Origin of the sequence: Streptomyces echinatus, from assembly GCF_014203595.1 — a bacterium.
Classification (GTDB): Bacteria; Actinomycetota; Actinomycetes; order Streptomycetales; family Streptomycetaceae; genus Streptomyces; species Streptomyces echinatus.
On the sequence record NZ_JACHJK010000001.1, the window covers coordinates 101,983 to 123,384 of the forward strand.

Below are 21,402 nucleotides of genomic sequence, written 5' to 3' on the forward strand. Positions count from 1 at the left end.
CTGGCTTTCGGGTCCTCTCACGTGTGCTGTGCGCTCTCGGCGCGCCCTGCCTGAACGTACACCGTGGAGCCGGCGCCAACGGCCCTTTTGCGGCTGCTGAGAGAGCATCACCGCCCGCGGCATGCGGGACCACTTGAAGCTTCGCCGCCGCCTCGCCGCTGTGAGGGCTCGGCGCCTGCACGCGGAGGCGCTTCGCTAGCACCGACGCGCCTCCGCGTGCCACGGGGACGAGCGCGAGGCTGGCGTGATCTGAGGCTTGGCCGAGCTCCGGCCGGGGGAGGCAGCCAAAGATCCCAGGAGGAGCCGGGGAAAGGGAGGACACTGATGCCAAATCAAAGCGTGTACGGGAGTTGTTAGATTCTGCTTCAAGGTGACTCATCCGTTCACTGTTGAACATGTTAATGCCCTCCCTCACGTGGGAGAATCTCAGGCTGAGCGACGGCAGCGTCATGAAGAATTTTACGAGCAGACTGCGCAGCAGTTCAACACGCTAGTTCTTGTCGGGTCAATTGCGCTTGCATCGTGGTCTCAGCTCTTTGCGGGCTCCAGCGGTGGCCTCACTTCCCTTACGAAGAACCTGCTTCTATTCTCCTCTGCGGTTCTTTTGGTGGCGCCGTTGCTCTTTAGGAGGCCTTCAAGGGAATTCTCCTTTCTGTGCAGGGAGGGTCTTACTGCCGTCGGCTACACTGCGCTAGTCATTTCCTTGGCGTCTGTCTTTTTCGACCTTTTCGGGACCGCTGGGGCGGTGCTTGCCTCGCTTGCTGCTGTTGCCATCGCGGTGAGGGACCTGATGCAAGGATGGCGGCTACTTGAGATGTGGCGATAGGCGCGTGTTGCACTGTCGCAGTTGGGGGTACGACGGCCACCAATGAGCTGGGCTGTCGGCATGGGTGAGCCAGTCGGGACTGTCATCGCCTGGCCAAGCGATGGGATCCCTCAACGCTCGACCGAGACGGAAACTGAGACGGGCGTACGGGCGGGCAGCACCCCGGCGGGGTGCTGCCCATCTGTTTTGCCCGGTGGGACGCCAGAGGCCGTGGCGGGATTCGAACCCACGTAACTCGCTTTGCAGGCGAGCCCCTGAACCACTCGGGCACACGGCCGTGTTGAGTTGTCGTTCTCGGCCGTGGCGGGAATCGGACCCACGTGACTCCCCGCGGGCGGAGCCCGCTGATGGATGCAGCGCAGGCGAGCCCCTGAACCACTCGGGCACGGCCGTGTTCGTGCAATGAACGTACGGGGGTGGGGGGAAGGGGATCAAGGGGATCGGTGGGGGTGCAACGGGACTGCCATGCGGCGTTCACAAACGGGCGGGGCGTAGGACCAAGGGCCGAGTCGAGGTCGGACTCCTGACAGGAGTCAATGTCGGTTGTGGGCCTTACTCTGACCGCATGAGTGCCCTGGAGTCCCACGACCCCGCCGTCCTGCGTCCGCCGGCCGAACAGGAAGACGGCGTGCTGAGCCGTGCGTACCGGGCGCTCAGCGTCGGGATCGTGTCCGTCGTGGTGCTGATCGCCTTCGAGGCGACCGCCGTCGGCACCGCCATGCCCGTCGCGGCCCGCGAACTCGACGGGGTGGCGCTGTACGCGTTCGCCTTCTCCGGGTACTTCACGACCAGCCTGTTCGGCATGGTGCTCTCCGGCCAGTGGTCCGACCGGCGCGGCCCGCTCGGCGCCCTGACCACGGGGATCGGCGCCTTCGCTGCGGGACTGGCCGTCGCCGGCACCGCGCGGGTCATGTGGGTGTTCATCCTCGGGCGGGCCGTGCAGGGGCTGGGCGGCGGGCTGGTCATCGTGGCCCTGTACGTCGTCGTCGGCCGGGCCTACCCCGAGCGGCTGCGGCCCGCGATCATGGCCTCCTTCGCGGCCGGCTGGGTCGTACCGTCCATCGTCGGCCCCCTCGCCGCCGGCGCCGTCACCGAGCACCTCGGCTGGCGCTGGGTGTTCCTCGGCATCCCGGCCCTCGTCGTGTTCCCGCTCGTCCTGGCCCTGCCGCAGATACGGCGCAGGGCGTCGGGCCCGGTGGGCGGGAAGGCCGGCGCCGGTTCCTTCGACCGGCGACGGATCCGGCTCGCGCTCGGGATCTCCCTCGGCGCCGGGCTCCTCCAGTACGCCGCCCAGGACCTGCGCCCCCTCTCCCTGCTCCCGGGGCTGGCCGGTGCCGCGCTGCTCGTGCCCGCCGTCCTCGGGCTGCTGCCGCGCGGCACCTACCGGGCCGCCCGCGGCCTGCCCTCCGTCGTGCTGCTGCGCGGGCTGGCCGCGGGGTCCTTCATCGCCGCCGAGTCCTTCGTGCCCCTGATGCTGGTCACCCAGCGGGGGCTGTCGCCGACGCTCGCCGGGTTCTCGCTGGCGGCCGGCGGCGGGACATGGGCGCTGGGCTCGTTCGTACAGTCCCGGCCGCGCATGATGCCGTACCGGGAGCGGCTGATGACCGTGGGCATGGTGCTCGTCGCCGCGGCGATCGTGACCGCGCCGAGCGTGCTCGTGCACTCCGTGCCCGTGTGGACCGTCGCCGTCGCCTGGGGGGTCGGCTGCTTCGGCATGGGACTGGTGATCGCCTCCACCAGCGTGCTGCTGCTCCAGCTCTCCGCCCCGGAGGAGGCCGGCAGCAACTCCGCCGCCCTCCAGATCTCCGACGCCCTCTCCAATGTCGTCCTCCTGGCGGCCACCGGCGCGGCCTTCGCGGCCCTCGGTGGCGGCACGGCGGCCACCACCGCCGCGACCACGGAGGCCGGCCGTCCCGCCGCCTTCGCCGCCGTCTTCCTGCCGATGGCGGCCGTGGCCCTGACGGGCGCCTGGGTGACCCGCCGACTGCGCCGACAGGAAGCGTAAAGACCTGGTGGCGGATGGTCACGGCGCTCTACCGTGGCCCGCGTGAACGATCTTCCGCTCGACTCCGCGACCCGCCACGCGCTGTCCGACCTCGCCGACGCCCAGGGGCGGACGGTGGACGACGTGGTGGCCGACGCCGTACGCCGGTATCTCCGGGAGGAGCAGCGCAGTGTGCGCGAGGCCGCCGAGCGGCTCGCCGACGCCCACGCCGACCTGCTGCGGAGGCTGGGCGAATGAGCCGCCATCTCACGGTCGCCGAGGTCACCGCGCTGGCCGGGATCGCGTTCGGTGGGCGGGAGCCCGAGGCGCGGGAACCCGGGCTGCTCGCCTCCGCCGTGCTCCGGCCCCGCGCCCGCATGTTCGGTACGGCCGCGTACGACGACCTGTACGAGCAGGCGGCGGCGCTGCTGCACGGCCTGGCCTCGAACCATCCCCTCGTGGACGGCAACAAGCGCACCGCGTGGCTGGCCGCGGCCACCTTCCTCGCCCTCAACGGGGTCGACCTCGTCGGTGTCGATCAGGATGTGGCGTACGCCCTGGTCATCGATGTGGCGGCCGGGGCCGAGAGTGAGGTGGCGGTGATCGCGGAACGGCTGCGGCGGTTGTGACGTGGCTCCCACCCACGGGCGACCCGGGCTTGTTCGCGCGTTGACGGCGGTACGGCGCCGGTAGGGTGGCCCGGTTGTCATACGTAGCCGCCCGACCTTGATGCACGGAGACCGTGACTACTACCGCCGCCTCCTCCGCTCACTCCCACCACCTCTCGCCCGCCTTCCCGGGCCGGGCCCCCTGGGGTACCGCCAGCAAGCTGCGCGCCTGGCAGCAGGGGGCGATGGAGAAGTACATCCAGGAGCAGCCGCGCGACTTCCTCGCCGTCGCCACGCCCGGCGCCGGCAAGACGACCTTCGCGCTGACCCTGGCCTCCTGGCTGCTGCACCACCACGTCGTGCAGCAGGTGACCGTGGTCGCGCCCACCGAGCACCTGAAGAAGCAGTGGGCCGAGGCCGCGGCCCGGATAGGGATCAAGCTCGACCCCGAGTACAGCGCCGGCCCGCTCGGCCGCGAGTACGACGGGGTCGCCGTGACGTACGCCGGTGTCGGCGTGCGGCCCATGCTGCACCGCAACCGCGTGGAGCAGCGCAAGACCCTCGTGATCCTGGACGAGATCCACCACGCCGGTGACTCCAAGTCCTGGGGCGAGGCGTGCCTTGAGGCCTTCGAACCGGCCACCCGGCGACTGGCGCTGACCGGTACGCCCTTCCGGTCCGACACCAACCCCATCCCCTTCGTGACGTACGAGGAGGGGACGGACGGCATCCGCCGGTCCGCCGCCGACTACACCTACGGCTACGGCAACGCCCTCGCCGACCATGTCGTCCGGCCGGTCATCTTCCTCTCCTACAGCGGCAACATGCGCTGGCGTACGAAGGCCGGTGACGAGATCGCCGCCCGGCTCGGCGAGCCGATGACCAAGGACGCGGTCAGCCAGGCCTGGCGTACGGCTCTCGACGCGCGCGGCGAGTGGATGCCGAGCGTGCTGCGCGCCGCCGACCAGCGGCTGACCGAGGTCCGCAAGGCCATCCCGGACGCGGGCGCGCTCGTCATCGCCTCCGACCAGGACTCCGCGCGCGCGTACGCCAAGCTGATCCGGGAGATCACCGGCACGAAGGCGACCCTCGTGCTCTCCGACGACACCGGCGCCTCGCAGCGGATCGACGACTTCAGCGGCAGCAACGACCGGTGGATGGTCGCGGTCCGGATGGTGTCCGAGGGCGTCGACGTCCCCCGGCTCGCGGTGGGCGTGTACGCCACGACCATCTCCACCCCTCTCTTCTTCGCGCAGGCCGTCGGGCGTTTCGTGCGGTCCCGGCGGCGCGGCGAGACCGCGTCGGTGTTCCTGCCGACCGTGCCCGACCTGCTGACCTTCGCCAACGAGATGGAGAAGGAACGGGACCACGCCCTCGACAAGCCGAAGAAGGAGGGCGAGGAGGACCCGTACGCCGAATCCGAGAAGGAGATGGAGGAGGCGAACAAGCAGCAGGACGAGGACACCGGCGAGCAGGAGCAGTTCTCCTTCGAGGCGCTGGAGTCCGAGGCCGTCTTCGACCGGGTGCTCTACGACGGCGCCGAGTTCGGCATGCAGGCCCACCCCGGGAGCGAGGAGGAGCAGGACTACCTGGGGATTCCGGGGCTGCTGGAGCCCGAGCAGGTGCAGATGCTGCTGCAGAAGCGGCAGGCCCGGCAGATCGCGCACAGCCGGAAGAAGCCGGACACCGAGGCGGACCTGCTGGAGCTGCCGGCCGAGCGGCGGCCGGTGGTCACGCACAAGGAGATGATGGAGCTGCGGAAGCAGCTGAACACGATGGTCGGCGCGTATGTGCACCAGAGTGGGAAGCCGCACGGGGTCATCCACACCGAGCTGCGGCGGGTGTGCGGGGGGCCGCCGAGTGCGGAGGCCACGGCGGGGCAGTTGCGGCAGCGGATCGCGAAGGTGCAGGAGTGGGCGACGCGCATGCGGTGACGCTGCGCTGCTCTCGCCGGGTCCTCGCCCACCCGCCCACCCGACTCGGCAGACCGAGAAGGCCCCGCCACGGGGCTCCGCCCCGGACCCCGAGAGATCTCGGCCCCGCCCGGTGAGATCTGGGCCCCCGGTGAGCTCTCGGCCCCGCCCGGTGAGATCTCGGCCTCCCGGTGAGATCTCGGCTCCGCCCCGGACCCTGAGAGATCTCGGCCCCGCTCCGGTGAGATCTCGGCCGTGGCCCGGTGGGATCCCGCCCCGCCCCGGTGGGCTCTCGGTCCCGGCCCGTCGGCTCTCGGCCCCGGCCCGGTGGGCTCTCGGTCCTGGCCTGTCGGCTCTCGGTCCCGGCCCGGTGGGGTCTCGGTCCTGGCCTGTCGGCTCTCGGTCCCGGCCCGGTGGGCTGTCGGCCTCGGCCCCGTGGGGTCTCGGTCCCGGCCCGGTGGGCTGTCGGCCTCGGCCCCGTGGGGTCTCGGTCCCAGCCCGGTGGGCTCGCGGCCCCGGCCCCGCGAGGGGCTCAGCCCTGCGGCCCGTGGGGCTTCGGGCCGGGGACCGTGCGGCTTTGCCCCGGGGGCAGGGGGTTTCGGGTCGGGATTCCGAGGGTCGGACTGTGTGCGTATCCGGACGAATGGCGGCAGGCCGGATCTGGTCTTGCCCGGATTCTGGACGAAGGCTTCCGCTCAGCGAACCGGCTTCGCTACTGTCCCGCTACGCATACGCCCCGTGGCAGCGCCGCCGCGGAGCGCAGCCGTGAAGCGACAAGGTCCGGGAGCCGCCCGGCCGTCCTGCCGATCGGCGGCCTCTGTAGCGCGTCGCCGACGGGACTCGGTGACGCATACGCCGCTCAGGGGTCGCCGACCTCACCGCCGAAGGAGTGGGCGTCGTGACCGCGGAGACCTCTCAGACGCTCGACCGGGGACTGCGCGTCCTCAAGCTGCTGGCCGACACGGACCACGGGCTGACCGTCACCGAGTTGTCCACCAAACTGGGCGTGAACCGGACCGTGGTGTACCGGTTGCTCGCCACGCTGGAACAACACGCCCTCGTGCGACGTGACTTGGGCGGCCGGGCCCGGGTCGGGCTCGGCGTGCTGAGGCTCGGCCGGCAGGTGCATCCGCTGGTACGGGAGGCCGCGTTGCCCGCGCTGCGGTCGCTGGCCGAGGACATAGGGGCGACCGCGCACCTGACGCTGGTGGACGGGACGGAGGCACTGGCCGTCGCCGTGGTCGAGCCGACGTGGACCGACTATCACGTGGCCTACCGGGCCGGTTTCCGGCATCCCCTGGACCGGGGGGCAGCGGGCAGGGCGATCCTGTCCGCGCGGCAGTCGCCGTCCGCCGACCCCGGGTACACCCTCACGCACGGCGAGCTGGAGGCCGGGGCGAGCGGGGCCGCGGCACCGCTGGTCGGGGTGACCGGCGTCGAGGGCAGCGTGGGCGTGGTGATGCTGGCGGAGTCCGTGCCGGAGCGGGTGGGGCCGAGGGTGGTGGAGGCGGCCCGCGAGGTCGCCGAGGCCCTCCGCTGAATCAGCCGCCCCGCGACTCCGGGCTCAGGTCCGCCAGGGTGCGCAGGTGCAGCCACAGGATCAGGCGTTCGTCGGGGTCGGTCAGGTCGATGCCGGTGTGCTGCTGGAGCTGACGGAGGCGGTAGCGGCAGGTGTTGGGATGCACGGCCAGCGCACTCGCCGCGCCCGCCATGTCGCAGCCCGCCTCGAACCAGCAGATCAGCGTGCGCGCGTACGCCGTGCCGTGCCCGGCGTCGTACGCCAGCACCCGCCGCCACCCGCCCGCGCTCAACTCCCGCCGCTCGGCCATCACCTCGGTCAGCCGCAGCAGCGTCACCCGGGCCCGCACCTCGTCCACCACGGCCACCGGCAGATCCGCGTCCAGCACCCGCAGCACCAGGTCCGCGTCCGCCCGCGAGTCCGCGAGCCCCTCCCCGCCCGGCACCACCTCGCCCAGCCCGGCCCGTACCGGCACCCGCAGCGCCTGCCCGGCCCGCGCCACGATGTCCTCGGCGAGCCGTCGGTGCCGCTCGCCCGGCCCGGGCAGCACCGCGTACACCACGCCGTCCACCAGCACGCACGCGTGCCGGCCGTAGCGGGCCTCGCACTGCAGGCGTACGACGTCCAGCAGACGCAGCGCCGTGCGCTCGGCGTCCGGGACGCTCGCCGCGGAGTCCAGGACGAAGGCCGCGACCCGGGCCGGGCCGTCGACTCCCAGCCGGGCGGCGGCGGTCGCCGACTCGGCCGCCGTGCCGTCCAGCAGCCGGCGCAACAGGTCGCCGCCCCGGTGCCGGGCCAGTTCCCGGGCCGCCCGCGCGCGCAGCAGGAGCAGGGCCGCGGTGGAGGCGCCCTGGACGAGGGTGTCCTCGGCGTCCGGGGCGAGCGAGCCGCCGTCCACCACCCACACCGAGCCGAGCGTCTCCCCGCCGGCCCGTACCGGCATCGCCAGCCGGGGCAGGTCCGCCTCGGACAGCGCGGGCAGCCGCAGCGGCCGGCCGGCGGCGAACAGCCGCCGGTACTGCTCGGTGTTCTGCGGGCCGGCCGGCACCTGCCGGCCGAGGATGCCCTGCCGGCGGTCCTCGTCCACGGGCTGGCCGGCGACGGTGGAGTAGGCGAGGACCCGTTGCCGCGGGTCCTCGATGGCGGTGGCCCCGCCGGTCGCCGTCGCGATCGCGTCGGCCAGCGCGAACAGGTCGCCGAGGCCGGTGTCGGCCGGGACGGCGGCGGACCGGGCCGAGATCGCCGAGGCCAGCAGGAGATGGACGTGGTGCCAGGCCGCGTCCGCCGGCACCGAGAGCAGGGCCACGCCGTGCGCCTCCGCGGCCGCGGCCGGCCCGTCCGCGCCGCGCACCACCACGCCGGTCAGCCCGGCCTCGCCGGCCGCCGCAAGCAGCGGCCCCGCGTCCGCCGCCGGTACCCCGACCGCCAGCAGCAGCGCGCCGGGCAGCCGGGGGAGCGGGACGCCGCCGTCGTGCAGCACCGCCTCGGTGACCGGGACGCCGAGGCCTGCGGGAGCGGTGTGCAGGAACAGCGCCGGACCGCCGACGACGTCCAGCAGGTCACCGAGGGTGCAGGGGTCCATGAGGGTCCTCATCAGGTGGTCGGCGGGCGGTGGAGACGGGACCTGTGCGGTCTCGGGCGGGGGAGCGGGACCCGTGCGGCCGGCGGGCGGTGGTACGTACCCACGTGGTGGTTGGCGGATCGTGAAACGAACCTACGCATCCATTGGCCGGGCGCACAACACACGCCCCCTCCCTTCCGCCGAGACTCGTGGCCATGACCGCAGGAATGACGACCACCGGGGTCACCGTCCGTACCGTCCACGACGTCGCCGGGCTTGCGGCCGTCGCCGACCACTTCAGCGACGTGTGGCAGACGCCCCGCACCGCCCCGCCCTACCCGGCCGAGGTGCTGCGCAGCCTGGCGCACGCCGGCGGCGCGGTGCACGCGGTGTACGCCGGGCAGCGGCTCGCGGGCGCGTCCGTCGCCGTGCTCGGCCCGGAGCGCGGCACGTATTCGCTGGTGGCCGCCGCCGAACGGGGTCTCGGACCCACCCTGAAGCTGGCCCAGCGGGACTGGGCCGTCGCCCTCGGCGCCCGCACCATGCGCTGGACCTTCGACCCGCTGGCCGGCCGCAACGCCCGCTTCAACCTGGCCAAACTGGGCGCCGTCGGCACCGAGTACCTGGCCGACTTCTACGGCCCCATGGCCGACGGAGTGAACGACGGCGACGAGAGCGACCGGCTGACGGTGACCTGGGACCTGACGGCGCCGCCCGGCCCGTACGACGGCGGGGGCGAGGGCGACGGCGGGGGCGGCGCCGTGTTCCGGACGGCCCCCGACGGCGGCCCGCTCGCCCGCCGCGACGACCGGTACGTCCGGTGCCGGGTGCCCGAGGACGTCGTGGCCCTGCGCGCCGCCGACCCCGCGCTCGCCCTGCGCTGGCGGCACGCCGTGCGCGAGGTGTTCCTGGAGGCCTTCGTGGAGGGCTTCCGGGCCACGGGGATGTCCCGCGACGGCTGGTACACCCTGACCCGGACGGAGGGGGCCGCGTGAGGCTCGAACGCGTCGAGATCGTGCACGTGGCGATCCCGCTGGTCACCCCGTTCCGTACCTCCTTCGGGACGATGACGTCGAAGGACACCTTCCTGCTGCGCGTGGTCACCGACTGCGCCGAGGGCTGGTCGGAGTTCGCCGCCGACCCCGAGCCGCTGTACTGCCCGGAGTTCGTCGCCGGAGCCGAGATCGTGCTGCGCGACTTCCTGCTGCCCCGCGTGGCCGCGCTCCCGCACCTCACCACGGCCGCGCTGGCCCCGGCCATGGCGAAGGTGAAGGGCCACGAGCTGGCGAAGGCGGCCCTGGAGACCGCCGTGCTGGACGCCGAGCTGCGCGCCCACGGCATGCCGCTCGCGACCTACCTCGGCGCGGTACGGGACCGGGTGCCCGCCGGCGTCTCCGTCGGCATCCGCGACTCGCTCCCCGAGCTGCTGGAGGAGGTCGAGCGCTACCTGGCCGAGGGGTACGTGCGCATCAAGCTGAAGATCGAGCCCGGCTGGGACGTCGAGCCGGTCCGGGCGGTCCGTGAGCGCTTCGGCGACGGCCTGCCCCTCCAGGTCGACGCCAACACCGCCTACACCCTCGCCGACGCCGAGCACCTGCGCCGGCTGGACGCGTTCGGGCTGCTGCTGATCGAGGAACCGCTGGAGGAGAACAACCTGCACGCCCACGCCCTGCTCCAGCGGCGCCTCGGCACGCCCGTCTGCCTGGACGAGTCCCTGCACCACGCCCGCGACACCGCGTCCGCGATCGCCATGGACGCCTGCCGGGTGGTGAACGTCAAGCCCGCGCGGGTCGGCGGCTACCTGGAGGCCCGCCGGGTGCACGACGTGGCCCACGCGCACGGGGTGCCGGTGTGGTGCGGCGGCATGCTGGAGACCGGCATCGGCCGCGCCCCGAACCTCGCCCTGGCCGCGCTGCCCGGCTTCACCCTGCCCGGGGACACCTCGGCGTCCGGCCGCTACTTCGCGGAGGACATCACCGAGCCGTTCGTCCTGGAGGACGGGCACCTGCCGGTGCCGGCCGGCCCCGGCATCGGCGTCGAGCCCCTCCCGGACGCCCTGCGCCGGTTCACCCGGGGGCGCCGGGACCTGTACCCGGGGTGAGGGGCCGGTGGCCGGACGGGGGCGCCGGGTTAGATTGACTCCGTGCTCTCACGTCTCACGCGCCCCCAGGCCCTCGCCGTCTGCGCGCTGCCCGTCGTGGCCCTGCTCGCCACTGCGGTGTTCGCGCCGCTGCCGTTCTCGCTGGCGCAGCCCGGCTCGACGGCGAACGTGCTCGGCGAGAACCAGGGCGACCCGGTGATCAGCGTCTCCGGCGCGGCGACCCGGAAGACCAGCGGGCAGCTGCGGATGACCACGATCGTGGTGACCGGTCCGGACACCCGGGTCTCCCTCGGTGACGTGGTCGACAACTGGTTCCGCACCGACCGGGCCGTCATGCCGCACGACGCGGTCTACCCGAGCGGGGACACCGTCAAGGAGATCGAGAAGCACAACCTGGCGCAGATGCGGGAGTCCCAGGACGCGGCGACCCGGGCGGCGCTGAAGTACCTCGGGCTGAGCGCCGGCAAGGTCAAGGTCACGCTGAAGCTCGCCGACGTGGGCGGCCCCAGCGCGGGCCTGCTGTTCAGCCTGGGCATCATCGACAAGCTGGACGGCGACGGCAGCGGCGGCGACCTCACCGGGGGCCGCACCATCGCCGGCACGGGCACGATCGACGACGCCGGCAAGGTCGGCGCGGTCGGCGGGGTGGCCCTGAAGACGCAGGCCGCGCGCCGGGACGGGGCCACGGTCTTCCTGGTCCCGAAGGCGGAGTGCGCCGACGCCGAGGCGGAGCTGCCAAGAGGCCTGCGGCTCGTTCCGGTGACCACGCTGAAGAGCGCGGTCGACTCCCTGGTGGCCCTGGAGAAGGGCAAGGGCTCGGTCCCGAGCTGCTAGGGGCCTGTCGTCCGGAACGTGCCGGGCTCCCGGACCCCGGCGGCACGCCTGGCGACAGCGCCGGGAGCGGTGCCCGCATCGGACCGGCACCTCGCCCAACGCGCCACGAGGCGCCGGGCCCCCGTGGTGGGGTCCCGGCGCCCGAAGGGCGGGCCGGCCCGCTACTTGACGAGGACGGTGTCGCCCACGGCCGTGGCTCCGGCGGTGGTGGAGTCGCCCGCGTAGTACCAGCGCCAGGCGCCGCTGGTGTTCGCGGTCACCGTGGTCCTCAGCGCGCCGCCGCTGCCGGTCCTGACGGTCTTGACGGTCTTGTAGGAGCCGCCGTCGGGGCGGAACTGCAGCACCGCAGACTTGCCGGCCTGCCCGCGGTAGGTGTGAGTGTTCCAGTCGGCGTGGGCCAGCTTGCCGGTGACGGTGAGGGTCTTGCCCTTGGCGACCGGCTCGGGGTCGGCGTCGGTGGTGGTCATGGTGGAGGCGCGCAGCACCTTGGTCGGGTACAGGCCGCCCTTGCCGATCACGTTGTCGTCGGCGTCGCTCGCCTCCAGGAGGACGTGCCAGGTGCCGGCGACGCCGCTGCCTACGAGCGTCTCCGGGTCGATGGCCAGCGTCTGCACGCAGCGCGTGACGGTGGCACTCAGGTCCCGGCACGACGGCTCGCTCACCGCCTGGCTCTGGCCGCTCCACGTGTCCAGGCCGCCCGCGTACAGGTACGCCTGGGAGAAGTAGAGCCGGTGGGCGTGGTTCACGGTGTAGTGCACGGAGAACTGCTTCGGCGTGCCGGCGCCGACGACCAGGGGGTTGCCGCTGTTGATCGCGATGTTCGAGAACGTGATGGGGTTCTCCTCCGCCTGGGCCGCCGGGAGGGCGAGCGCGGACAGAGCCAGGGCGCCGCAGAGGGCGCCCACGAAGGAGCGAATGCGCATGATGGTGTCCCCACACTGAAAGCCCGCCGGATTCCCCCCGGGACGGGACCTTGTTGATGTGAAGATCGTATGGCTGATCGATGTCCCTCTGAACAGGGAAAACGCTGCTGTTACACAGTCAGCACATCGGTTGGACACTGCACGGACACAGCGCGAAACGGTCACGGTGAGGGGCTACTTCACGAAGCCCTCCTGCTTCATCCAGTCCAGCGCCACCTGGTGCGGGTCCTCGCCGTCGACGTCCACCTTGGCGTTCAGGGTCCGGGCCACCGTGTTGTCCAGCTTCCGGGTGACGGGTTCGATGACGTCCGCGATGGCCGGCCACTTCCTCAGGACCTTCGTGTTGACCACGGGGGTGGCGTTGTAGTTGGGGAAGAAGTTCTTGTCGTCGGCCATCACCACCAGGTTCATCGACTTGATCCGGCCGTCGGTGGTGAACACCTCGCCGTAGGTGCAACTGCCCTTGGCGACCTGGGTGTAGATGATCCCGGTGTCCATCTGGGTGACGTTCCGGGCCGGCACGCTCATGCCGTACGCCTTCTCCATGCCGGGCAGCCCGTCGGCCCGGTTGGCGAACTCGCCCTCCACGCACAGGGTGACCGCGCCCGGGTCCCTCTTCGACAGCGCGGCCACCTCGGACAGCGTCTTCGTGCGGTACTTCCCGAAGTCGGCCTGGTTCATGGCGAGCGCGTAGGTGTTGTCCAGCCGTGAGGGCGCCAGCCAGGTCAGCCCGTTCCTCAGGTCGGCGTCCCGCACGGCCTCCCACTGCTTCCGCGGGTCGGGGATCGGCCCGCTGTTGCCCAGATAGGTGATCCAGCCCGTGCCCGTGTACTCGAACTGGGCGTCCGCGTCCCCCTTCCTGACCGCCTCCCGGGATCCGATGGACCCCTGGATGCCGGTCCGGTCGAGGACGTCCGCGCCGGCCGCCTGGAAGGCGATCCCCATGATCGCCCCGAGGATCAGCTGCTCGGTGAACTCCTTGGAGGTGACGGTCAGATGGGCGCCCGCCAGCGGCCTGCCCCGCCCGATCGTGCCCGGTTCGACGTCGTCGGTCATGGGGGAGCCGCTGGTCAGCCCGCAGCCGGACGGCACGACGAGCAGCGCGGCCAGCGCCAGCCGGGTACGGCGTCTCATGCGCCCGCCTCCAGTCCGCGCGGCCGCAGCAGCACTTCCGCGAGCGAGGCCAGCCAGTCCACCAGCAGGGCCAGTGCCACGGTCAGCACCGAGCCCAGCACCAGGACGGGCATGCGCTGGGTGGTGATGCCGGTGGTGATCAGCGTGCCGAGGCCGCCGCCCCCGCCGAAGGTCGCCAGGGTGGCCGTACCGACGTTGAGGACCAGCGCGGTGCGGACGCCCGCCAGGATCAGCGGGACGGCGAGGGGGAGTTCGACCCGGGTGAGCACGCCGAGCGGGGACATGCCGATGCCGCGGGCGGCCTCCAGCAGGGCCGGGTCGTTGGCCTTGAGGCCAGCGATCGTGTTGGAGAGCACGGGCAGGACGGCGTAGACGACGATGCCGATCAGGGCCGCCCTGGTGCCGGTGCCCAGCCAGATGACGAGGAGCGCCAGCAGGCCGATCGCCGGGGTCGCCTGTCCCATGTTGGCGATGGTCATGGCCAGCGGGGTGGCCTTGCGGAACGCGCGGCGGGTCAGCAGGATGCCCAGCGGGATGGCGATGATCAGCACGAAGAACGTGGAGACCGCCGTCAGCCGCACGTGCTGCCACAGCGCCTTGGAGACCTGGCCGCCCGACAGCGCGTTCCGGGAGATCGTGTCCAGGTCGGCCTGCCGGAACCACAGCCAGGTCGCGAGGAGCAGGGCGACCAGGAACGCGGGCAGCACGGTCAGCCGCGGCCAGGACAGCCGGCGCCCGGACGGGCGCGCAGGCGGGGGCGGGGCCTCCTGCTCGGCCTCGCCCTCGTCGCGGAAGGCGAGGCCCCGCACGTCGTGCTCGCCCTCGGGGCGCCGGGCGGTGCTCATGCCTTCCTCTCCGTCGCTTCGCCCTCCTGCTCGAAATGGGTCTGCTGGGCCCTCGCCTCCTCCAGATCGTGCTGGTGCTCCAGGGCGTCGAGCCGGTCGGCCTCCAGCAGTTCGTGCACGGAGTTCATCAGCGTCTCCATGTCGACGACGCCGATGTACTCGCCGCGCCGCCCGGTCACCGCGACCCGGCCCGCGTTGTCGGTCAGCACGGCCTCCAGCGCGTCCCGCAGGGTGGCGTCCCGGGTCACCGTGTCGTGCACCAGGGTGCCCGCGCGGGCGAGCGAACCGCGGGCCCGCATCAGGTCGCCGCGCCGGAGCCACTTGTAGGGGCGGCGCCGCCTGTCCAGGAGCAGGATCTCGTTGGTGCCGCCGGCGCGCAGGAGGCCGAAGATCTGCTGGAGCGGGGTGTCCACGGTCACCGTCGGGTACTCCCGCATCTCCACGTCCCGCACCCGGCTCAGGTTGAGCCGCTTCAGGGCCGCCCCGGCACCGACGAAGCCGGAGACGAAGTCGTCGGCGGGGTTGGTGAGGATCGCCTCCGGGGTGTCGAACTGGGCGATGTGCGAGCGTTCGCGCAGCACCGCGATCCGGTCGCCCAGCTTGATCGCCTCGTCGAAGTCGTGGGTGACGAACACGATCGTCTTGTGCAGCTCGAACTGGAGCCGGATCAGCTCGTCCTGGAGGTGGTCGCGGGTGATCGGGTCGACCGCGCCGAACGGCTCGTCCATCAGCAGCACCGGCGGGTCGGCGGCGAGCGCCCGGGCCACGCCGACGCGCTGCTGCTGGCCGCCGGAGAGCTGACGCGGGTAGCGGCCGTGGAACTCGCCCGGGTCGAGCCCGACGAGGTCCAGCATCTCCTCGACCCGCTCCGCGACCCGCTTCTTCGGCCAGCCGGTCATCCTCGGTACGAGCGCGATGTTCTGGGCGACGGTCATGTGCGGGAACAGCCCCGAGGACTGGATGGCGTAGCCGACCTTGCGGCGCAGCCGCACCGGGTCGATGTCGGTGACGTCCTCGCCGCCGATCCGGATGCGCCCGCCGGTCGGCTCGATCAGCCGGTTGATCATCTTCAGGGTCGTGGACTTCCCGCAGCCGGACGGGCCGACGAAGACGACCGTCTCGCCCGCCTTGATCTCCATGTTCACGTTGTCCACGGCCGGCTGCGGACTGCCCGGGTACCGCTTGGTCAGGTTCTCCAGTTCGATGGGGGCGCCGTGCGCGGTGGCGGGGGCCGGCTCAGACACGGATCCCCCTGGGAATGGTCAGCCGCCCGATCAGGACGTACGCGGCGTCGAACAGCAGGGCGAGGATGATGATCCCGAGCGTGCCCGCCAGCACCTGGTTCAGGGCGTTCTTGCTGCCCAGGGAGGCGAGTCCGCGGAAGATCTCGTTGCCGAGGCCGGGTCCGGAGGCGTAGGCGGCGATCGCGGCGATGCCCATCAGCATCTGGGTGGAGACCCGGATGCCGGTGAGGATCGGCGGCCAGGCCAGCGGCAGCTCCACCCGCGCCAGCCGCGCCGGCCCGGACATGCCGATGCCGCGGGCCGCGTCCACCAGCGCCGGGTCCACCCCGCGCAGGCCCACGATCGCGTTGCGCACGACGGGCAGCAGCCCGTACAGCGTCAGCGCGATCACCGTGGGCGGCACGCCCAGGCCGACGACCGGGATCAGCAGGCCGATCATGGCGAGCGAGGGGACGGTGAGGATGGTGGAGCCGGCGGTGGTGGCGAGGTTGCCGGCCCACTCCGTGCGGTAGGTGGCGACGCCGACGAGGACCCCGAGGAGGGTCGCCAGCACCATGCACTGGAAGACCACGCTGGCGTGCTGGTAGGCGTCCGTGAGCAGCTGCTGGTGGCGGCTGCCCAGGTACTCCCAGAAGTTCACCCGCGCTCACCCCCGGGTCGGTCAGGTCTCTTCCCTGTCCCGGGCCGCCTGCTCCACCAGCGGGATGACCCGCAGCGGAACGGGGTTCTCCATGACGATCGCCGTGGAGGCCCGGACGATCCCATCAAAACCGACGACCCGGTCGATCACCCGTTGAAGATCGGCGTTCGAGCGGGCCACCAGCCGGCACAGCATGTCTCCGCTGCCGGTGGTGGTCAGCAGCTCCAGCACCTCCGGCACGGTCGTCAAGTACGCCCGCACGTCCGCGCCTTGGCCCTGCCGGATCTGCAGTGTGGCGAACGCGGTGACCGGGTAGCCGAGGGCCGCCGGATCCACCTGGGGACCGAATCCGCGGATGACTCCGTTCGACTGAAGCCGGTCGAGCCGTGCCTGCACGGTCCCCCGCGCCACGCCCAGCCGCCGGGACATCTCCAGCACCCCGATGCGCGGCTCCTCGGCGAGCAGCACGATGATCCGTCCGTCCAGATGATCGATCGCCACGGAAGCTCCTCTGATGGTCATCCTGTACAGAAAGACCGCCGACACGGGCGTACCACCAAACAGATTGCCCAGTGGATCGGCGAACTATTGCGCACCTTGCAGAGCGGGTCCACCCTTCCGCTATGACGCAGACCACACAGCACACTCCCGACACGACCGCCCGGCAGGCCGACCCCTTCCCGGTCAAGGGAATGGACGCGGTCGTCTTCGCCGTGGGCAACGCCAAGCAGGCGGCGCACTACTACTCCACCGCCTTCGGCATGCGGCTGGTCGCCTACTCCGGACCGGAGAACGGCAGCCGCGAAACCGCCGCATACGTACTGGAGAACGGCTCCGCCCGCTTCGTCTTCACCTCGGTGATCAAGCCGAGCAGCACCTGGGGCCACTTCCTCGCCCAGCACGTGGCCGAGCACGGCGACGGCGTCGTCGACCTGGCCATCGAGGTCCCGGACGCCCGCCGCGCGTTCGCCTACGCCGTCGAGCACGGCGCCCGCCCGGTCACCGAGCCGTACGAGATGAAGGACGAGCACGGCACCGTCGTCCTCGCCGCCATCGCCACCTACGGCGAGACCCGCCACACCCTGGTCGACCGCTCCGGCTACGACGGCCCCTACCTGCCCGGCTACACGGCCGCCGAGCCGCTCGTCGAGCCGCCCGCCCAGCGCACCTTCCAGGCCGTCGACCACTGCGTCGGCAACGTGGAACTCGGCCGGATGAACGAGTGGGTCGAGTTCTACAACAAGGTCATGGGCTTCACGAACATGAAGGAGTTCGTGGGCGACGACATCGCCACCGAGTACAGCGCGCTGATGTCGAAGGTGGTCGCGGACGGCACCCTCAAGGTCAAGTTCCCGATCAACGAGCCCGCCATCGCCAAGAAGAAGTCCCAGATCGACGAGTACCTGGAGTTCTACGGCGGCGCCGGCGTCCAGCACATCGCGCTCAACACCAACGACATCGTGCAGACGGTCCGCACCATGCGCGCGGCCGGCGTCGCGTTCCTCGACACCCCCGACTCCTACTACGACACCCTCGGCGAGTGGGTCGGCGACACCCGCGTGCCGGTCGAGACCCTGCGCGAGCTGAAGATCCTGGCCGACCGCGACGAGGACGGCTACCTGCTGCAGATCTTCACCAAGCCGGTCCAGGACCGGCCGACCGTGTTCTTCGAACTCATCGAGCGGCACGGTTCGATGGGCTTCGGCAAGGGCAACTTCAAGGCCCTGTTCGAAGCGATCGAACGCGAGCAGGAGAAGCGGGGCAACCTGTAACGGCAGGCCCTACTCGCTGGGCGGCGGCTCGTCGGGGACGTCGCCCAGCTCCCGCAGCGCCTCCCGAGCCACCGGCACCCGCAGCGGGGAGAAACGGGGGTTGATCCGCAGCGCCTCCTCGAGATGCCGCTGCGCCGGGCCGTACCGGTCCAGCTCCCCCTCGATCACCCCCAGGTGGAACACGTACAGCGCGCTGCGCACCCCGCCGCCCTTCGCCTTGTCCGTCGCGACCGTCGCGTAGGTGAGCGCCTCCTCGTCCTCGCCGGCCCGGTGCAGCGCCCAGCCCAGGGCATCGGCCACCTCGATCCCCGGCTGCCGCCGCCACTCCTCCCGCAACCGGTCCACGGCCTCCCACGGGTCCCCGTGGTCCGCCTCGAACTGCCCGATGAGCAGCTCCTCGTCGACCCCGCCGTCCACCGACCGCCGCACCGCGGTCCGCAGCCGCGCGTACTCCTCCTCGGCCGGCCCGGTCTGCCCCAGCGACTCGTACAGCTCACCCAGCTCCAGCAAATCCTCGGGCCTCGGCCGCTCCTTGACGGCGGCCCGGTACCCGGCCAGCGCCTCGGAGGTGCGCCCCAGCGCGGCCAGCGTCCGCGCCCGCCCGGCCGGTGCCGCCCGCTGGTCGGGATCGAGCCGCAGCGCGGCCTCGAAGTGCCGCAGCGCGTCCGGCAGGTCCCCGCGTTCCCAGGCCAGCTGCCCGACCCCGGCCAGCCAGGCGGCCTGCTCGGCCGGCGTGCGGGCGGCGGCCGCCGCGTCGGTCAGCTGGGCCACCGCGTCCTCGCGCCAGCCCCGGTCCCGGTACACCGCCGCCGCCCGCGCCATCACGGCCGGCCGCACCGCAGCGCCGGTGCGCAGCCCCATCAGCTTGTCCAGGGTGGCGCGGGCGTTCTTGTAGTCACCGAGCCCGGTGTACGCGTCGATCAGCGGCGGATACGCCGACCACTGCTTCGGCGCCGCCTTCAGCGCCTGCTCGCCGTACTGTTTCGCCGCCGGGAAGTCCCGGCGCGCGAGCGCCAGCGCGGCCAGCCCGTCCAGCGCCTCGGCATTGCGCGTGCCGCGCACCTCCAGCGAGGTCCGCAGCGCCCGCTCGGCCCGCGGATAGTCGGCGGCGTCGGCCGCCCGGCGCCCCCGCTCCACATACGCCGACCCCAGCACCGCCCAGGCCCGCGCGTCCCGCGGCTGCGCCCGCACCCGCGCCTCCTGCCGCCCGATGAGCCCGGTCAGACCCGGCAGCGCGGCCGGCACCCCGTAGGTCACCGTCGTCAGCGCCTGCGTCCGCACCTGGGCCCGCGGACCCGGGGCGGGCGGCCCGGCCACCGGGTGCCGACGTTCCCCCGGCAGCAGCGTCAGCGCCGCGCCCGCGAGGACCCCGCCCGCCAGCGAGGCGACCAGCACCCGCCGCAGCACCCGCCGGGAACGGCGCGGCGGCTCGGGGACCGGGGACGTGCCCGGCTCGCTCAGTCGGTTGTCCATGGCGCTCACTGTGCGCCAGTACGACGAGCACATCCGGGTGGCCCAAGGGCGGCACGGGCGGGGTTCACACCGATGGCCGCGAGTGTCACGCTGTGATCATGAGCCGTATCGAAGCACCGCGCGACGAGCACACGGGTAACCTCACCGACCGGCTCCTGGCCGGCCTGCCGCCCGAGGCCGTCCTCACCGATCCCGACGTCACGACCTCCTACGGGCACGACATGGCGAGCTTCTGCCCGGCGGGCAGCCCCGCCGTCGTCGTCCTGCCGCGCACCGTGGAGCAGGTCCAGCACGTCATGCGCATCGCCACCGAGCTGCGCGTCCCCGTCGTCCCGCAGGGCGCCCGCACCGGCCTGTCCGGCGGCGCCAACGCCGTCGACGGCTGCATCGTGCTGTCCCTCACCAAGATGGACCGCATCCTGGAGATCAGCCCCGTCGACCGGGTCGCCGTGGTCGAACCCGGCGTCGTCAACGCGGCCCTGTCCCGCGCGGTCGACGCCCACGGCCTGTACTACCCGCCGGACCCCTCCAGCTGGGAGATGTGCACCATCGGCGGCAACATCGGCACCGCCTCCGGCGGCCTGTGCTGCGTCAAGTACGGCGTCACCGCCGAGTACGTCCTCGGCCTGGACGTCGTGCTCGCCGACGGCCGTCTGATGTCCACCGGCCGCCGCACCGCGAAGGGTGTCGCGGGCTACGACCTCACCCGCCTCTTCGTCGGCTCCGAGGGCTCCCTCGGCATCGTCGTCCGGGCGGTGCTGGCGCTGCGCCCCAAGCCGCCCCAGCAGCTCGTCCTGGCCGCCGAGTTCGCCTCCGCGGCCGCCGCCTGCGACGCCGTCTGCCGCATCATGGCGGGCGGCCACGTCCCGTCCCTCCTCGAACTGATGGACCGTACGACCGTCAAGGCGGTCAACGACCTCGCTCACATGGGGCTGCCCGAGACCACCGAGGCGCTGCTGCTGGCCGCGTTCGACACCCCGGATCCCACCGCCGACCTGGCCGCCCTCGGCGCCCTGTGCGAGGCCGCGGGCGCCACACAGGTCGTCCCGGCGGAGGACGCCGCCGAGTCCGAGCTGCTGCTGCAGGCCCGGCGGCTCTCGCTGACCGCGCTGGAGGCGGTCAAGGGCACGACGATGATCGACGACGTGTGCGTGCCCCGCTCCCGGCTCGGCGCCATGCTGGACGGGATCGAACGGATCGCCGCCAAGTACGACCTGACGATCGGCGTCTGCGCGCACGCCGGCGACGGCAACACCCACCCCACCGTCTGCTTCGACGCCCAGGACCCCGAGGAGTCCCGCCGGGCCCGCGAGTCCTTCGACGAGATCATGGCCCTGGGCCTGGAACTGGGCGGCACCATCACCGGCGAACACGGGGTCGGCGTGCTGAAGAAGGAGTGGCTGGCCCGGGAGATCGGCCCGGTCGGGGTGGAGATGCAGCGGGCCGTGAAGCAGGTCTTCGACCCGCTGGGCATCCTCAATCCGGGCAAGCTCCTCTGACCTCGGGGTCACCGGGCGAGCAGCTGGTCGAGCGCGTCGTCGAGGCCCAGCCGCCCGCCCTCCGTCCCCGGCGGCACCGCCCTGAGCGTCCGCTCCAGCCAGGCCGACACCTGCGAGGCCGGCGCCTCCAGCAGCGCCTCGCCGTCCGGCGAACTCAGCGCCATCAGCACGACACCGCGGCCGCCCACCTTCGTCGGCCACACCCGCACGTCCCCGTGCCCGCACGGCCGGAACACCCCTTCCACCAGCAGCTCGCGGGCGAACGTCCAGTTGACGGGGTGCTCGGAGGTGATGTGGAAGGCGATGTGGACGGCGAAGGGATCGTCGGAGCGGTAGCCGAGCCGGGCCGGGACCGGCACGCTCCGCTCCGGCGACAGGACGAGCTTCAGCTCCAGTTCCCGCTCCACCACGATGGGTTCCATGATCTGCGTTCCCTTCCGCTCGGGGCCGCTCGAACCGGGCCCGCACCGAGTCAGAGGGGACAGGGGCCGGGCCATTACGCGGGTTCGGGAGATTTTCTTCGCGC

At 72.4% G+C, this 21,402-nt stretch carries 19 protein-coding genes and 2 tRNA genes; 10 read left to right on the forward strand and 11 right to left on the reverse strand.

Going from position 1 to position 21,402, the window contains the following annotated elements:
• Positions 1 to 1,031: 1,031 nt before the first annotated feature.
• Positions 1,032 to 1,103 (reverse strand) — tRNA-Cys (locus FHS34_RS00380).
• An 18-nt stretch (positions 1,104 to 1,121) separates the two neighbouring features.
• Positions 1,122 to 1,217, reverse strand: a tRNA-OTHER gene (locus tag FHS34_RS00385).
• A 174-nt stretch (positions 1,218 to 1,391) separates the two neighbouring features.
• Here FHS34_RS00385 and FHS34_RS00390 point away from each other — a divergent pair.
• From FHS34_RS00390 to FHS34_RS00410, 5 genes are all read left to right on the forward strand, one after another.
• Positions 1,392 to 2,831, forward strand: a complete 1,440-nt coding sequence (locus tag FHS34_RS00390) for an MFS transporter (RefSeq protein ID WP_221508389.1) — start codon at positions 1,392 to 1,394, stop codon at positions 2,829 to 2,831.
• 42 nt (positions 2,832 to 2,873) lie between these two features.
• Positions 2,874 to 3,068, forward strand: coding sequence for a hypothetical protein (locus FHS34_RS00395; protein ID WP_184958246.1), 195 nt, complete (start codon positions 2,874 to 2,876; stop codon positions 3,066 to 3,068).
• On the forward strand, positions 3,065 to 3,439 hold the full coding sequence (locus FHS34_RS00400) for a type II toxin-antitoxin system death-on-curing family toxin (RefSeq protein ID WP_184958248.1): 375 nt from the start codon (positions 3,065 to 3,067) through the stop codon (positions 3,437 to 3,439). The genes FHS34_RS00395 and FHS34_RS00400 overlap by 4 nt, the downstream gene beginning before the upstream one ends.
• A 113-nt stretch (positions 3,440 to 3,552) precedes the next feature.
• The gene (locus tag FHS34_RS00405) at positions 3,553 to 5,352 is read left to right on the forward strand and encodes a DEAD/DEAH box helicase (RefSeq protein WP_184958250.1); all 1,800 of its coding nucleotides are present in this window, start codon (positions 3,553 to 3,555) and stop codon (positions 5,350 to 5,352) included.
• Between the two features lie 877 nt (positions 5,353 to 6,229).
• Positions 6,230 to 6,871 carry an IclR family transcriptional regulator gene (locus FHS34_RS00410; protein ID WP_184958252.1) on the forward strand — a complete coding sequence of 214 codons (642 nt, stop codon included), beginning with the start codon at positions 6,230 to 6,232 and terminating at the stop codon, positions 6,869 to 6,871.
• Position 6,872: 1 nt separating this feature from the next.
• Here the strand turns inward: FHS34_RS00410 and FHS34_RS00415 are convergent, their stop codons facing one another.
• Entirely contained in the window at positions 6,873 to 8,432 is a 1,560-nt protein-coding gene (locus tag FHS34_RS00415) for a PucR family transcriptional regulator (protein WP_184958254.1), read from the reverse strand.
• A gap of 194 nt (positions 8,433 to 8,626) precedes the next feature.
• On the opposite strand from FHS34_RS00415, the gene FHS34_RS00420 reads away from it, so the two are divergent.
• The 3 genes from FHS34_RS00420 to FHS34_RS00430 are packed head-to-tail and all read left to right on the forward strand — an operon-like array spanning position 8,627 to position 11,346.
• Positions 8,627 to 9,406 carry a chorismate synthase gene (locus FHS34_RS00420; RefSeq protein ID WP_225817812.1) on the forward strand — a complete coding sequence of 260 codons (780 nt, stop codon included), beginning with the start codon at positions 8,627 to 8,629 and terminating at the stop codon, positions 9,404 to 9,406.
• Entirely contained in the window at positions 9,403 to 10,512 is a 1,110-nt protein-coding gene (gene menC / locus FHS34_RS00425) for an o-succinylbenzoate synthase (protein ID WP_184958258.1), read from the forward strand. Before FHS34_RS00420 ends, menC begins: the two co-directional genes overlap by 4 nt.
• Before the next feature lie 42 nt (positions 10,513 to 10,554).
• Positions 10,555 to 11,346, forward strand: coding sequence for a S16 family serine protease (locus tag FHS34_RS00430; RefSeq protein ID WP_184958259.1), 792 nt, complete (start codon positions 10,555 to 10,557; stop codon positions 11,344 to 11,346).
• A 161-nt stretch (positions 11,347 to 11,507) separates the two neighbouring features.
• On the opposite strand, the gene FHS34_RS00435 is transcribed toward FHS34_RS00430, so the two are convergent.
• The 6 genes from FHS34_RS00435 to FHS34_RS00460 all read right to left on the reverse strand — a co-directional run bounded on the left by FHS34_RS00435 (position 11,508) and on the right by FHS34_RS00460 (position 16,633).
• The gene (locus FHS34_RS00435) at positions 11,508 to 12,269 is read right to left on the reverse strand and encodes a calcium-binding protein (protein ID WP_184958261.1); all 762 of its coding nucleotides are present in this window, start codon (positions 12,267 to 12,269) and stop codon (positions 11,508 to 11,510) included.
• A gap of 174 nt (positions 12,270 to 12,443) precedes the next feature.
• Entirely contained in the window at positions 12,444 to 13,403 is a 960-nt protein-coding gene (locus FHS34_RS00440) for a glycine betaine ABC transporter substrate-binding protein (RefSeq protein WP_184958263.1), read from the reverse strand.
• Positions 13,400 to 14,248 carry an ABC transporter permease gene (locus tag FHS34_RS00445; protein ID WP_184958265.1) on the reverse strand — a complete coding sequence of 283 codons (849 nt, stop codon included), beginning with the start codon at positions 14,246 to 14,248 and terminating at the stop codon, positions 13,400 to 13,402. The genes FHS34_RS00440 and FHS34_RS00445 overlap by 4 nt, the downstream gene beginning before the upstream one ends.
• Positions 14,245 to 15,492 carry a betaine/proline/choline family ABC transporter ATP-binding protein gene (locus FHS34_RS00450; protein WP_184958267.1) on the reverse strand — a complete coding sequence of 416 codons (1,248 nt, stop codon included), beginning with the start codon at positions 15,490 to 15,492 and terminating at the stop codon, positions 14,245 to 14,247. The genes FHS34_RS00445 and FHS34_RS00450 overlap by 4 nt, the downstream gene beginning before the upstream one ends.
• Positions 15,485 to 16,132: an ABC transporter permease gene (locus FHS34_RS00455; RefSeq protein ID WP_184958269.1), complete on the reverse strand. Its 648-nt coding sequence runs from the start codon at positions 16,130 to 16,132 to the stop codon at positions 15,485 to 15,487. The genes FHS34_RS00450 and FHS34_RS00455 overlap by 8 nt, the downstream gene beginning before the upstream one ends.
• 21 nt (positions 16,133 to 16,153) lie before the next feature.
• On the reverse strand, positions 16,154 to 16,633 hold the full coding sequence (locus FHS34_RS00460) for an Lrp/AsnC family transcriptional regulator (protein WP_184958271.1): 480 nt from the start codon (positions 16,631 to 16,633) through the stop codon (positions 16,154 to 16,156).
• Positions 16,634 to 16,755: 122 nt separating this feature from the next.
• Between FHS34_RS00460 and hppD the strand changes: the two genes are divergently transcribed.
• A complete protein-coding gene (gene hppD / locus FHS34_RS00465) occupies positions 16,756 to 17,904 on the forward strand; it encodes a 4-hydroxyphenylpyruvate dioxygenase (protein ID WP_184958273.1) in 1,149 nt (382 codons plus the stop codon).
• Positions 17,905 to 17,913: 9 nt separating this feature from the next.
• Here the strand turns inward: hppD and FHS34_RS00470 are convergent, their stop codons facing one another.
• A complete protein-coding gene (locus FHS34_RS00470) occupies positions 17,914 to 19,377 on the reverse strand; it encodes a tetratricopeptide repeat protein (RefSeq protein WP_184958275.1) in 1,464 nt (487 codons plus the stop codon).
• Positions 19,378 to 19,469: 92 nt separating this feature from the next.
• Here FHS34_RS00470 and FHS34_RS00475 point away from each other — a divergent pair, with 92 nt between their 5' ends.
• Positions 19,470 to 20,876, forward strand: a complete 1,407-nt coding sequence (locus FHS34_RS00475; protein ID WP_184958277.1) for an FAD-binding oxidoreductase — start codon at positions 19,470 to 19,472, stop codon at positions 20,874 to 20,876.
• 8 nt (positions 20,877 to 20,884) lie between these two features.
• Here FHS34_RS00475 and FHS34_RS00480 read toward each other — a convergent pair whose 3' ends face one another.
• Positions 20,885 to 21,298 carry an SsgA family sporulation/cell division regulator gene (locus FHS34_RS00480; protein WP_184958279.1) on the reverse strand — a complete coding sequence of 138 codons (414 nt, stop codon included), beginning with the start codon at positions 21,296 to 21,298 and terminating at the stop codon, positions 20,885 to 20,887.
• Between the last annotated feature and the right edge of the window lie 104 nt (positions 21,299 to 21,402).

Excerpts from the sequence above, each read along its gene's own strand:
- FHS34_RS00390 (WP_221508389.1), top strand. The coding sequence starts at position 1,392 with ATGAGTGCCCTGGAGTCCCACGACCCCGCCGTCCTGCGTCCGCCGGCC.
- FHS34_RS00400 (WP_184958248.1), top strand. The coding sequence starts at position 3,065 with ATGAGCCGCCATCTCACGGTCGCCGAGGTCACCGCGCTGGCCGGGATC.
- FHS34_RS00415 (WP_184958254.1), bottom strand. The coding sequence starts at position 8,432 with ATGGACCCCTGCACCCTCGGTGACCTGCTGGACGTCGTCGGCGGTCCG.
- FHS34_RS00420 (WP_225817812.1), top strand. The coding sequence starts at position 8,627 with ATGACCGCAGGAATGACGACCACCGGGGTCACCGTCCGTACCGTCCAC.
- FHS34_RS00435 (WP_184958261.1), bottom strand. The coding sequence starts at position 12,269 with ATGCGCATTCGCTCCTTCGTGGGCGCCCTCTGCGGCGCCCTGGCTCTG.
- FHS34_RS00440 (WP_184958263.1), bottom strand. The coding sequence starts at position 13,403 with ATGAGACGCCGTACCCGGCTGGCGCTGGCCGCGCTGCTCGTCGTGCCG.
- FHS34_RS00445 (WP_184958265.1), bottom strand. The coding sequence starts at position 14,248 with ATGAGCACCGCCCGGCGCCCCGAGGGCGAGCACGACGTGCGGGGCCTC.
- hppD (WP_184958273.1), top strand. The coding sequence starts at position 16,756 with ATGACGCAGACCACACAGCACACTCCCGACACGACCGCCCGGCAGGCC.
- FHS34_RS00470 (WP_184958275.1), bottom strand. The coding sequence starts at position 19,377 with ATGGACAACCGACTGAGCGAGCCGGGCACGTCCCCGGTCCCCGAGCCG.
- FHS34_RS00480 (WP_184958279.1), bottom strand. The coding sequence starts at position 21,298 with ATGGAACCCATCGTGGTGGAGCGGGAACTGGAGCTGAAGCTCGTCCTG.